9 protein-coding genes are annotated in these 13,440 nt (G+C 31.8%); 8 read left to right on the forward strand and 1 reads right to left on the reverse strand.

The features are described from left to right. Positions 1–36: 36 nt before the first annotated feature. Positions 37–1,068, forward strand: a complete 1,032-nt coding sequence (locus tag ABV008_RS08420; RefSeq protein WP_352419383.1) for an amidase domain-containing protein — start codon at positions 37–39, stop codon at positions 1,066–1,068. A 72-nt stretch (positions 1,069–1,140) separates the two neighbouring features. Here ABV008_RS08420 and ABV008_RS08425 read toward each other — a convergent pair whose 3' ends face one another. After that, a complete protein-coding gene (locus tag ABV008_RS08425) occupies positions 1,141–2,559 on the reverse strand; it encodes an NCS2 family permease (RefSeq protein WP_352419384.1) in 1,419 nt (472 codons plus the stop codon). A gap of 512 nt (positions 2,560–3,071) precedes the next feature. Between ABV008_RS08425 and ABV008_RS08430 the strand changes: the two genes are divergently transcribed. The 7 genes from ABV008_RS08430 (at position 3,072) to ABV008_RS08465 (ending at position 13,427) form a co-directional block, all read left to right on the forward strand. Further along, the gene (locus ABV008_RS08430) at positions 3,072–4,022 is read left to right on the forward strand and encodes a hypothetical protein (protein WP_352419385.1); all 951 of its coding nucleotides are present in this window, start codon (positions 3,072–3,074) and stop codon (positions 4,020–4,022) included. 174 nt (positions 4,023–4,196) lie between these two features. Further along, entirely contained in the window at positions 4,197–4,454 is a 258-nt protein-coding gene (locus ABV008_RS08435; protein ID WP_502929765.1) for a hypothetical protein, read from the forward strand. A gap of 70 nt (positions 4,455–4,524) precedes the next feature. Next, on the forward strand, positions 4,525–5,463 hold the full coding sequence (locus tag ABV008_RS08440) for a dipeptidase (protein WP_352419387.1): 939 nt from the start codon (positions 4,525–4,527) through the stop codon (positions 5,461–5,463). 155 nt (positions 5,464–5,618) lie between these two features. Beyond that, positions 5,619–8,912: a UvrD-helicase domain-containing protein gene (locus tag ABV008_RS08450; RefSeq protein WP_502929764.1), complete on the forward strand. Its 3,294-nt coding sequence runs from the start codon at positions 5,619–5,621 to the stop codon at positions 8,910–8,912. Between the two features lie 14 nt (positions 8,913–8,926). Then, complete coding sequence (gene ligA / locus ABV008_RS08455) at positions 8,927–10,918, forward strand: NAD-dependent DNA ligase LigA (protein ID WP_352419388.1); 1,992 nt, start codon at positions 8,927–8,929, stop codon at positions 10,916–10,918. A gap of 653 nt (positions 10,919–11,571) precedes the next feature. Then, complete coding sequence (locus ABV008_RS08460) at positions 11,572–12,489, forward strand: ABC transporter permease (protein ID WP_352419389.1); 918 nt, start codon at positions 11,572–11,574, stop codon at positions 12,487–12,489. Between the two features lie 14 nt (positions 12,490–12,503). Beyond that, positions 12,504–13,427 (forward strand): ABC transporter permease, encoded by a 924-nt coding sequence (locus ABV008_RS08465; RefSeq protein ID WP_352419390.1) that lies wholly within the window; start codon positions 12,504–12,506, stop codon positions 13,425–13,427. Positions 13,428–13,440 lie beyond the last annotated feature (13 nt).

The raw sequence follows: 13,440 nt of genomic DNA on the forward strand, positions 1-13,440 counted from the left end.
GGAAATAACAACTTACTCTTTCATAGCATAAAATAAATGAAAAGTAATGAAGGGAGTTTTGCTATGTGGAGTAAATTCGCACTATTAGGGATAAGAAAAGAATCATTATTAAATGAAAAATTAACTAAAGAACAAATTTATAATAAAATCCTTCGCAGGGTAAAAGGTAAAAAAGTTAAACCATATGATATTGAAAAGCTTTATAAATATGTTCTTATAAAAAAGTATAATAACAATACGGTAAATAAAACAGATTCAGGTAATAAAGATATTTTGAATATAGAGGAAATTGAAAGCTATAGAAACATGATGAATGAGGAGAAATATATTACCAACCTTATTACTGAAAAGTATGGCAAAGAAACATCTATCTCCAATTGGCAAATGAATTTACAATTTTTAAAAGGACATTACTTAGAGATTATGAATGATATAAGTGTTGATATTGATATAGTAAATTCATATATAGAAGAATATTCTCTTATTGATAATATGAAAAATTGTCATACTATTAAGACAAGAAAAGGAGCAAAGACATTTTCCACTTACTCACCAGTCAAGGCTAGAGAATATGCAATAACTTATGCCTTTAACTATAACACAGCTAAGTATCCAAGCTATGCAGGAAATGGTGGGGATTGTGCCAATTTTATTTCACAAGCACTGCATGCTGGAGGAAAACCAATGAAAGGGTCTAATGCAACTAATTTTAACAACTGGTTTTGTAGATCAAATCATTTATGGGATGTAAACAAAATATCTTCAACTTGGAGAGGAGCAGATGCATTTGGACATTATTGGATTAAAAATGCTGTTTCTTATAAAAACTTTGATAGTTCTTACTTTAAAGACAACTTGAAATTTAAAAAAGTGTTTTCTTATGGACAAAGAGGAGATGCAGTATCGTTGCTTAATAGCAATGGTAGGCCTTTTCATACATTAATAATTATTGATTATGGTAAAGATGACCTAATATGCGCAACACATTCTAGAGATACAATAACAGCATCTTTAAGGAACTATGGCTTCTTTAGTGGAGTAAGAATATATAAAATGAGTGGTGAGTAAAAAAATTAAGTGTAAATACAAAAAAGGCCCAATTTATGGTAGTTGCCTATAATTGGACCTTTTTTATATTTACTAGTTTGGCAATAATGCAAATCTTATTATAAACAATATCGCTAATATATATATTATTGGATTTACTTCCTTATGTCTACCTGTAACTAATTTCATAATTGGGTAGAATATTATTCCTGCCGCAACACCGTTTGCAATACTGAAAGTAAATGGCATTATTGCTAATGTAAAGAAAGCAGGAACAGCTTCTGTAAAGTCTGAAAAATCAATATTGACTACGGATTGTATCATTAACACTCCAACTATTACAAGTGCTGGTGCAGTTGCCTGAGTAGGTACAATACCGATTACACCTGAAAGGAATAAAGAAGCTAAGAATAATACACCTGTTACTACTGATGTAAGACCAGTTCTACCTCCTGCAGCAATTCCTGCTGTCGACTCAACATAAGTTGACGTTGTAGTAGTTCCAAAGAATGAACTTAATGTTGTCGCAATAGAATCAGATAATAAAGCTCTGTTCATATTTCTAACTTTTCCATTTGGCTCAATCATATTTCCTCTTTGAGCAGTTCCTAAAAGAGTTCCAATATTGTCAAATAAATCAACAAAACTAATTGTCATAACGACCATACCAATGTTAATTAAAGCTCCTACAAATCCACCTTCTCCATTTCCTAATAATCCTGTAAAATCCCATTTCATAAATGTTGGAGCTATTGATGGTGGAGCACTAAATAATTTAATTCCTTCTATGTTTGTGATACCCATTGGTATACCTATTATTGTAGTAATAATAATTGATATAAGCATTGCACCTTTAACATCTTTGGCCATAAGAATAGCTGTTATTATTATACCTATTAGTGTTAACAATACACCTGGATTTGTAAAGTCTCCAAACTCAACTAGGTTAGCAGGGTTTGAAACAATAAGGCCACCACTTTTTAAACCGACTAATGCTATAAATAAACCAACGCCTGCACCTATTGCAGTTCTTATGTTCACTGGTAAAGCATCAATTATTTTCTCTCTTATTGATGTTACGGTTATTATGATAAATAGGATACCAGAAATCATAACAGCTGCAAGACCTTGTTGCCATGTATATCCTAAGTCTACTACTACAGTGTATGCAAAAAATGCAGTAAGTCCTAATCCTGGAGCTGTAGCAAAAGGTAGTTTAGCAAATATCCCCATTTGAAGAGTTCCATAAGCTGATATTAAACAAGTAGCTGTAAATAAAGCACCTACAATTGGGTCATTAAAAATTGTTAAAGTTGAAGCTTCATCTCCTAATAAACCAGCTGAATTCATACCTGCTGCTTTAAGAAGGCTTGGAATAACTAGCAGAACATATGCCATAGTAACAAATGTAGTTATACCTGCTACTATTTCAGTCTTAACATTTGTACCATATTTAGATAGTTGAAAATATCTTTCAATAAATGATTCGGATTTTCTATTTGTATTTCCCATTTTGAATCCTCCTGTAAGTATTCTTTAGTAATTTTTGTAACATAAGACCTTATAAAACAATGTTAACGTTATCAAGCTAGAAAACGTTAACACAGTTTAATATTCTATCATCCAATATATTGAATGTAAACTGTAAAAAAATTACCAATAACAAATGCTCTTTTTATTATGTATAATTAAAGCTAAAAAAATTCTTAAACAAATTACTTAATTTCAACAAACGAAGAGGTATATCGTGCTTTTCTAAAAATAAACTATTAGTGAACAATTTAAAAAGTTTTGTAGAAATTTAACAAAAGACTCGATATGTAAAGATAATTACATCTTTGGGAGTTTTGATAAAGCGAATTATTTCTACAGCTTGTTCAAAGTTGAGAATGTAGAATAAAAAATTTTTAACTTGAAACGGAACTTTTCATATGAAAATATAGTCTATATTTATATGGAAACAGGAATAATGCTATTTAAGTACTGTTTCTAATAAATAGATTATATTTTTAGGAGGAAAATAAATGACAAAGGAAAAAGTAACTATGGTGGTTATAGCGTTATCACTATCTGTACTAATGGGATGTTCAAATGTTGATAAGCAAAAAAATGGTAACAATTTAGATAATGGCAGTAAAGTAGAACAAGAGCAAAAAGAAGATGTGAAAGCAGATGAAAAAGGATTAGTTAATGAGCTAAATGAAATAGTAAAAGATAATGACAATCTATCGGATGCTATTAAATTTGTAGATACAAATATTTCAAATGTTTCCGAAGAAACTGCTTCTCAGATGGTAGACATAATTGAAAAAGCTCAGAAAGATTATTTAACTACTATAGAAGGTAAATACTATGCAGAGGGAATGCCAGAAAAGTTTTTTAATTTGAAAAAATCAGTAGAGGATTTAAATGAATTAAAAGATATTAATGATGAAAATATAAAGGATTTAATAACAGAAACAAAGAGTCTTGGCTACAAAGTAGAGACTGCTGAAGGAATGCATTTTCCCATTATTGATTATAGCTTCTTAAAGAAATATAGCTCCTATGTAACAGCTGATATGAAGGAATATATTGATATTATGTCAGTAGAATCAGATAAAGTTCCTGCAAAGGATGCAGCATTAACTATTGGCTGGGACGACATGATAAATAGGGCATTGACACAAGAAAAGTTTATAAACGAATATAAAGATTCTGTGAAGCTTAATGATGTTAAAGAGCTTTACGAAAAATACGTATACTTCATATTCAATGGATTAAATAATACTCCTCTTTTTGAATATGATACAAAGACTATGGTATCAGAAGCAAAAACATCCTATTTAACTGCTATAGAGAACAAAGACAATAGCCTGTTATTAGAAGAATTAAGTGAGTACATGGAAGTTCTTAAAGGAACAGATTATAAATTAACAGATACTGTTCAAGAATATAGAGAAGATGCTATTAAAAGATTTATAGATGGTGAATAAAAGACAGTGACTTAAGATGAGTTAGGATTATTTTCCTAACTCATTTTTATAACTCGTAGGCAAGTCCTAATTTACTTTTAAGAAACATTTTTATGACTAAAAAGTATGTGATAAAATAGAATTAAGGGGGAGATATTTTTGAAAAAGAAGGTATTAGTATTATGTATTCTAACTATGTTAGTGACTGTATTACTATCTGGATGTATACCTGGAGATGGAAGCTATACTAATAGCAAGCCAGCAGGTTTTCTATCAGGTATATGGCACGGTTGGATTGCTCCAATATCATTAATAGTAAGTATATTCAGACATGGTATCAGAGTCTATGAGACTGTAAACACAGGCTGGTGGTACGATTTTGGCTTCTATATAGCAATAATAAGTGGGTTTGGAGGTATTTCTCTTAGTAGAAAGAAGAAAAAAGATAAATAGTCGAAGAATGTTCCATTAAATCAAAGAATAAGAAACAACCTATACATAAACCTTGAAGGGACTGAAAAAAATGAGACCGATTGATATGCATTGTGATACTGTATTGAGACTTATGAAAGATAAAGAAAATTTAGAACTGTATGAAAATGATTTTAGTATAGATATTAAAAAGATGAAAAAGTCCAATTCTCTAGCTCAGTTTTTTGCTATGTTTGTAGATTTAAAAGAAGAAAAAGACCCTTTAGAAGTATGCCTTGAAATGATAGATAAGTTTTATATTGAATTAGAAAAGAATACTACTCATATTTCTTTAGCTACTAATTATGAAGAGATTTTAAAAAATGACAGTGAAGGGAAAATGTCTGCTGTACTTACTATAGAAGAAGGAGGAGTTATTAAAGGAAACCTCCATAATTTAAGAAATTTTTATAGACTAGGGGTCAGAGCAATAACTCTTACATGGAACTTTCCAAACGAAATAGGTTTTCCTAACACTAATTATGAGCATAAGGATAAGGGACTAACAAGCTTTGGAGAAGAAGTTGTACACGAGATGAATAGACTTGGAATGCTAATAGATGTTTCTCATCTTTCTGATAAAGGCTTGAATGATGTTGCAAGTTTAACTTCAAAACCCTTTATTGCTTCTCATTCTAACGCAAGATCTGTTAAGGAGCATTCTAGGAATCTTACCGATGATATGATAAGAACTCTTTCAGAAAATGGAGGAGTAATGGGTATATGCTTTGAAAGAAATTTCCTAGGAGAAAGCGAAACTGCAAGAGTAGAAGATATGGTTAGGCATATTAAGCATATTAGAAATATTGGAGGAATAGACGTCATAGCACTAGGTTCTGACTTTGATGGATGTCATCCTAATGGAGAAATAAGCAATATAGGGGAAATAGGAAAACTAGCTTATAGTTTAAAGAATAATAAATTTACAGAAGATGAAATAGATAAGATATTTTATAAGAATGCTATGAGAGTTATTAAAGATGTAATGTAGATTCACCTAGTCAATGAAAACCTTCTATAAATCGAACTTGATTTTATAGGAGGTTTTCTTTGTGTTAAAAGGTTTTAATAATTTCCTCCTTCAATAATTTTACTCTTTCCTATATAATAGTGAGAAGAGAGGAAAATGAAAGGAGCAACCTATCGATGAATTTTCTTGATGGACTTAATGATAAACAAAGAGAAGCGGTATTAGCCACAGAGGGACCACTACTAGTTCTTGCTGGTGCAGGCTCAGGCAAGACTAGGGTTTTGACTCATAGAATAGCATATATAATTGAGGAAAAAGGAATAAGGCCATATAATATACTCGCCCTTACTTTTACGAACAAGGCAGCAAATGAAATGAAGGAAAGAATTGCTAGGTTAATTGGAGATGAAGCAGAAGATATTTGGGCAGGGACATTTCACTCAATATGTGTGAGAATACTTAGAAGAGACATTGAGAAGTTAGGATATGGAAGGAATTTCGTGATTTTCGATACAACAGATCAGAAAACTTTAATAAAAGACTGTATAAAGGAATTAAACTTAAGTGAAAAAATGTATGAGCCAGCTTCAATGATGGGATTTATAGGGTCACAAAAAGATAATTTAGTAGAGCCAGATACTTACATAAATCAGAATTATGGAGATTTTAGAGAAAGACAAAAAGGTGAGATATATAGCCTTTATCAGAAAAAACTTAAGGAAAACAATGCTTTAGATTTTGATGACTTAATTAATAAAACTATAGAACTATTTAGAAGATTCCCAGACATACTTGAGTATTATCAAAATAAGTTCAGATATATTTTAGTAGACGAGTATCAGGACACGAACAGAGCCCAGTATATACTTATTAATCTATTATCAAAAAAATATAAGAATGTTTGTGTTGTTGGCGATGATGACCAGTGCATTCTTCAAGGCATGATGGTTAATACACCTAATGGGAATATACCAATTGAAAAGCTTTTAGAGGGACAAAAGGTCTACTCACCTTCTGGCTGGGGAAAAGTATTGGAAGGAATCGTAGAAAAAAAGATAGAGAAAAAATATTCTGGACCAATAATAAAAATTAAAACTAAAACGGGAAATGTTATTAAGACAACCCCTAATCACATTATGTTTGGCAAGTTAAATGCCCAACCAGGAGTATATTATGTGTATCTAATGTACAAAAAAGGAAAGGGTTACAGAATTGGTCAAACACAAGGAGTTAGAAGTAGAGAAGGAGAAATTGTAAATGGTTTAATGGTTAGATTAAATCAGGAGCATGGGGATAAAGCTTGGATTCTTAAGATATGTAGTAGTAAAGAAGAAACAGCTTTTTATGAGCAATTATATTCATTTAAATATGGAATACCAACTACTGTATTTCATGATGTTGGTAGAGGAATTTCAATGACTCAAAAACATATAGATGAATTATTTAAAGAAATAGATACAGAAAGAAATTCCTTAAAACTAATGAATGACCTTCTAATTTTTGAAGAGTATCCACATCATAGACAAAATGCAATAATTAGTGGAAGTTCTATAAGAAGACTCGTAAACTTAACTTTTTTTGGGGGAAGAATAACAGGAATAGATAAAGGATGGCATAGTCATAGGATCGCATTCAATACATCTAGTGATGAATTAGAGGAAAAAGCAAGAATGGCAGATTTTCCAGTGAGGAAGGGACAAAGAAACACTTGGAGAATTGAAACTGAAAGAATTCATTATGATGAGACTAATGAGTATGGGAAGAGTATTCAAGAATTAGATTCTGGAATAGAAATAGTAAGAAGGGCAAGATTAACTGAGGACGAAAGCTTTTATTATATGCCAGCTTCTCATATCAAACCATCAATGAGCATAGCCACTTTCAAAGATGGTAAAATAGTAGAGGATATTGTTAAAGAAGTTTCAATTGAAGAATATGATGGATATGTCTATGATATTTCCGTACCTAATTTTAGACAATATTTGTGTCAAGGCATAGTTGTTCATAACTCGATTTACGGATGGCGCGGTGCTGACATTAGGAATATTCTAGACTTTGAAAAGGATTATTTAAATGCAAAAGTTGTTAAATTAGAGCAGAACTATCGCTCTACAAAAACAATACTAGATGCTGCCAATCAAGTAATAGAAAACAACGAAGGCAGAAAGAGTAAAAGATTGTGGACTGCAAACGACGAAGGATGTCAAATAAAGATTTTTAGTGGAGCCAATGAACATGAGGAAGCCAACTTTATAGTAGATAAAATAAATGAATTATCTAGTAAAGAAGATAGAAAATTATCAGATTTTGCGATTTTATATAGAACCAATGCACAGTCACGTGTAATAGAGGAAGCTTTTTTAAAAGCTAATATACCTTATAAAATTGTAGGTGGACACAAATTCTACGATAGAAAAGAAATAAAGGACATCATAGCTTATTTAAGATTAATTCAAAATCCAGTAGATAACTATGCTTTTAAGAGAATAATAAATGTACCGAAAAGGGGAATAGGAAAGACATCCTTAGATAGGCTAGAGCAATATAGCATTGAAAAAGGAGATAGTATATTCGGGGCAATGCTAGAATGTGAAGAGGTTCCAGGGCTTACTCAAAGAGCTAAAGAAAGCTTAAACAGCTTTTCTTCATTAATAAGGAAGTTTATGGCTATGAAGGAGCTATTTACTGTAACTGAGCTAATAGAAAATCTTATAGATTCCATAGGATATATTGAGGAAATACAACAAGAGGAAAGTGTTCAAGCAGAATCAAGAATAGAAAATATTAAAGAGTTCCTGTCTGTAGCTGTAAATTTTGAAGAAACTAGTGAAGACAAAACACTTGAGGAATTTCTTGCAAATATCTCACTTCTTTCTGATTTAGATAAGACAGATGAAACTGACAGAGATACAGTTACAATGATGACTCTTCATAGTGCAAAGGGGCTTGAATTTCCAGTAGTATTTATGACTGGAATGGAAGAAAGCTTGTTTCCAACTTCTAGAGCATATTTCAGCGAGGACGATATGGAAGAGGAAAGAAGACTTTGCTATGTAGGCATTACAAGGGCAGAAGAAATGTTATTTATGACTCGTGCCTTTAGCCGTATGCTTTACGGAAAAACAGGTGTTAATTCTATGTCAAGATTTTTAAGGGAAATACCAGAGGAATTAATTGAGGACTTAAACGAAAGTAGAGCAAGTACTACATCTACATTTTCTACTAAGATAAACACTAGTATGTCTCCAAAATATTTTACTGGATATACTATAGAAAACACTAGAAAGAGTCCTAATAATCCAAGTAAAGATATTAAACCTGGGATGAAAGTTAATCACAAAGCTTGGGGAGTAGGTACAGTAGTGCAGGTTAAAGAATTAGAAAATGACAAGGAAATAACAATTGCATTTAATAGTCAAGGAATAAAGAAACTGATGCTTTCATTTGCGCCTATAGAAGTAATTGGTTAAGGAAGGTGAATCTATTGGATAACAGAGATAGAATAAAGGAATTAGTTGATACTCTAAATAAGCTTAGCTACTATTATTATACATTAGATTGTCCTAAGGTCAGTGATAAGGAATATGATGCACTTTATGACGAATTATTAAGACTTGAAAGAGAAACTGGCATTATATTACCAGATTCACCTACTCAAAGAGTAGGGGGGACCCCATTAGAAAAATTTGAAAAACACAGACATTTAGGTAGCCTATGGAGTTTAGATAAGAGCCAAAGCTTTGGAGAACTTAGAAACTGGGACCAAAGAGTAAGGAGATTGATTGAACAGTATAATCTAGAACATAGTGAAAAGCTACCTCAACCAATCTATGTAATGGAGTTAAAGTTTGATGGCTTAACTATTAATCTAACTTATAAAGATGGGAAACTAGTACAGGGTGCTACTAGAGGCAATGGGACCATAGGAGAGGCTATATTGCCACAACTTAAAACTATAAAGTCCATACCTTTAAGTATAAAGCACAAAGGCATTATAGAAGTACAAGGAGAAGGATTAATGCCACTATCTGCTCTTGAAAAATATAATGAAACAGCAGTAGAGCCTCTTAAAAATGCAAGAAATGCTGCGGCAGGTGCTTTAAGAAATCTTGATCCAAAGGTTACAGCCGAAAGAAATCTAATAGCTTATTTTTATAATGTAGGGTACACAGAAAGTCTTAATTTTAATACTCATTCTGAAATGATTGAGTTTCTTAAAGCAAATCGGTTCCCAGTTAATGATTACTTTAAATTACTTAATAACATAGAGGAAGTTATAGAAGAAATTGAGAGGGTTAAAGAAGATAGAAAAGGTTTAGATATACTTACTGATGGATTAGTAATAAAAATTAATGATATGAAAACTAGGGAAGCTTTAGGATATACACAAAAATTTCCTAGATGGGCTATTGCATATAAATTTGAAGCAGAAGAAGTAACTACAAAGCTTCTAGACATAGAATGGAATGTGGGTAGGACTGGGAAGGTCACTCCTACAGCACTTCTTGAGCCTATTGATATAGGAGGAGTTACAGTAAAAAGAGCTACTCTTAATAATTGGGATGATATACAAAGGAAAAAGGTTGCCTTAGGTTGCAGAGTATGGATAAGAAGATCAAATGATGTAATACCAGAGATAATGGGAACAGTAGAAGATAGCTGCGAAGATATAGAAGAAATATCAAAGCCTGAAAAATGTCCTTCATGCGATAGTGAGCTTGTCCAAGATGGAGTACATATATTTTGTCCTAATTCTCTTTCCTGTAAGCCACAGCTAGTTTCAAGACTAGTACATTATGCTAGTAGGGATGCTATGAACATAGAAGGCTTTAGCGAGAAAACTGCTGCACAGTTATTTGAGGAGATTCACTTAAAAGATATTCCTCAGCTGTATGAGCTTAAACTTGAAGATATAATAAGTCTAGAAAGATTTGGACCTAAAAAGGCCCAGAATCTTTTAGATGCAATTGAGAAGAGCAAAGATTGTACATTAGATTCATTCATTTATGCTCTTGGAATACCTAATGTAGGGAAAAAAACTGCAGCTGACCTTGCTGATGAATTTAAATCTTTAGAAAAACTAATGGAAGCGAACTATGAGCAGCTAATAAATATACCTGATATTGGAGATATAGTAGCTAATAGTATTATTGAATTCTTTCATGATGAGAAGATACTAGATAGTATAAGACAATTATTATCAGAAGGAATCAATATTAGATATGAGCATGAGGAAATAGAAGAAGAAACTATATTTACTGGGAAAACAGTAGTGATAACAGGTACCATTGAAGGTATAAGCAGAAGTCAAGCCGAATCCATAGTCAAGAAAATGGGGGGAAAGGCTTCTGGAAGCGTAAGTAAAAAAACAGATTATGTTATTGTAGGAGCAGATGCAGGTTCTAAGGAGGACAAAGCAAGACAACTAGGTATAAAAATAATTACTGAAGAAGATTTTCTGGAGATAATTAAGTAATATTTCTAAGTTTTAGCAGAAAATGCAGGATATTAAAACGATTCCTGCATTTTCTTTTTGATTAAATAAAAAAATAGTTGCATAAAATCCTATTTATAAGTATAATGTTTTCTTATAGACAAGCTATCATATTGGCATTTTGAGCCAAATAAGCGATTCTGTTATTAAAATTATATAGAATCAATTATTCTTTATAAAAAAACCAATATATGGTTTTTTTATTTATTAAAAATAATTATTAATTTTTTTTAATAAATAAAGGGGTATGTACTGCTTAGAAAACTTAAAATAATATAACAAAAATTTGTTTATAGCTATAGCCTTTGTATATACAAAAATAGCCATTTTTTAAAAATGAACCTTAGAAAACCGCATAAACACAAGGTTGTTACATTTTATTAACATCTTATTTAACTTTATTTAATTGAAAAGTTAATGGATATGATGTATCATAAGTAAAAGTTTTAAAAGTTCTGACAATTGGCAAGTGCATTTCATTTTTACTTATCCTAAAGTATCTTTCTAAGATTTCGAAGGCTTCAGAAACGGGTTTTTGTTCTAGCTTTTTATTTTTCAATTTCAATTAATTGATAAGGGGGGGATAGGATTTTAACTTATTTTTGGTTTCAAAAAAGAATTTTGGAGGTGTATTCATGTTAAGGTATACTTTAAAAAGGGGTATTATAGCCTTATTAACAATCTGGGTAATCATAACTATTACTTTTTTCTTAATGCATTCAATACCTGGAGATCCATTTACTAATGAGAAGAAAATTCAACCACAAATCATGGAAAACTTAAAGAGAAAGTATGGCTTAGACCAGCCTCTTATCGTTCAGTATGGAAAATATCTTCAAAATCTTCTTAAGGGTGATTTAGGAGATTCAATGAAGTACAAGACAAGAACTGTAAACGAAATGCTAAAAACATCATTCCCTGTATCAGCTAAACTCGGATTATTGGCAACATTAGTAGGAGCTGGTTTAGGAATTACATTCGGTATAATTGCGGCTTTACACAGAGGTAAAGCTTTTGACTATTTCATTATTTTCCTTGCAGTTATAGGGGTTTCTGTACCTGGATTCGTTTTTGCAGCTTTATTCCAATACTGGTTTGGTGCAAAGCTCCAATGGTTACCTGTAGCTAGGTGGGGAGAATGGAAGCACTATGTATTACCAGTTGCTGCTTTAGGTTTTGGTATGATTGCTTATATTGCTAGAATGATGAGAACTAGTATGCTTGATGTTCTAAACCAAGATTATATAAGAACAGCAAAAGCAAAAGGTCTTTCAAGAAATGTAGTAACATGGAAGCATACAATTAGGAATGCCATATTACCAGTAGTTACAATTGTCGGTGTTAGCGTTGCAGGTATTGTAACAGGTTCATTCGTTGTTGAATCAATATTTGCTATTCCTGGCATGGGAAAATATTATGTTCAAAGTATTCAGCAAAGTGACTATACATTGATTATGGGAACAACAATATTCTATGCAATTATTCTAGTAATTATGATGTATGTAATTGATATTGTTTATGGATTTATTGATCCAAGAATAAGATTTGATTAAAAGGGGGGAATGTAATGGCACAGGTTAGTATAGATAAAGATATGTTTGAAGTAGTAGGTAAGGACTTAGAAAGTGCAGATGCAATAATTAGGCCTAGCTTGACATATTGGGCAGATGCATGGAGAAGACTTAAAGAAAACAAGTTAGCTATTATTTCACTAATAGTACTTATGTTAGTAGTTGCCATGGCTTTCGTTGGCCCAATTATAAGCGAATTTACCTATGATGAGCAAGATTTTACTGTTATTAACAAAGAGCCAAATTCTGTGCACTGGTTTGGAACTGATGCTTTAGGAAGAGATATATTTGTTAGATGCTGGGAAGGTGCAAAAGTTTCACTTTTCATAGGTCTAGTATCTGCAGTTATTAACGTTACAATAGGGATTATTTACGGTGGAATATCCGGTTATTTAGGTGGATATGTAGATATTATTATGATGCGTATTGTTGAAATCATATATTCTATCCCACAGCTATTATGGGTAATCCTTTTAATGGTTGTTATGGGTACAGGTTTGAAAACCATAATCATTGCCATATCCATTTCTGGATGGGGAGGTATGGCAAGACTAGTTAGAGGGCAGGTATTACAACTAAAACAAATGGAATATGTTTTAGCTGCTAAAACCTTAGGAGCTGATACATCTAGAATTATAACTCAGCACTTGATTCCAAATGCAATGGGCCCTATTATTATCAATCTTACATTCCAAGTTCCTGGTGCTATATTTACTGAGGCTTTTCTAAGTTATATTGGACTTGGTATTCAACCACCTCTTGCAAGCTGGGGAAGTTTAGCAAACGAAGGAACATTGATGCTATTAATAAAACCTTATCAAATGTTTTTTCCAGCACTTCTTATATGTATAACAATGCTTGCATTTAATATTTTAGGCGACGGTCTAAGAGATTCATTAGACCCAAGACTTAGAAAGTAAGGGGGGAGAAAAA

The organism is Proteiniborus sp. (assembly GCF_040308045.1).
Classification (GTDB): Bacteria; Bacillota; Clostridia; order Tissierellales; family Proteiniboraceae; genus Proteiniborus.

Bases quoted from the DNA above. Each gene is read 5' to 3' on its own strand.
- ABV008_RS08420 (WP_352419383.1), top strand. From the start codon at position 37: ATGAAAAGTAATGAAGGGAGTTTTGCTATGTGGAGTAAATTCGCACTA.
- ABV008_RS08435 (WP_502929765.1), top strand. From the start codon at position 4,197: ATGTTAGTGACTGTATTACTATCTGGATGTATACCTGGAGATGGAAGC.
- ABV008_RS08430 (WP_352419385.1), top strand. From the start codon at position 3,072: ATGACAAAGGAAAAAGTAACTATGGTGGTTATAGCGTTATCACTATCT.
- ABV008_RS08425 (WP_352419384.1), bottom strand. From the start codon at position 2,559: ATGGGAAATACAAATAGAAAATCCGAATCATTTATTGAAAGATATTTT.
- ABV008_RS08460 (WP_352419389.1), top strand. From the start codon at position 11,572: ATGTTAAGGTATACTTTAAAAAGGGGTATTATAGCCTTATTAACAATC.
- ABV008_RS08440 (WP_352419387.1), top strand. From the start codon at position 4,525: ATGAGACCGATTGATATGCATTGTGATACTGTATTGAGACTTATGAAA.
- ABV008_RS08450 (WP_502929764.1), top strand. From the start codon at position 5,619: ATGAATTTTCTTGATGGACTTAATGATAAACAAAGAGAAGCGGTATTA.
- ABV008_RS08465 (WP_352419390.1), top strand. From the start codon at position 12,504: ATGGCACAGGTTAGTATAGATAAAGATATGTTTGAAGTAGTAGGTAAG.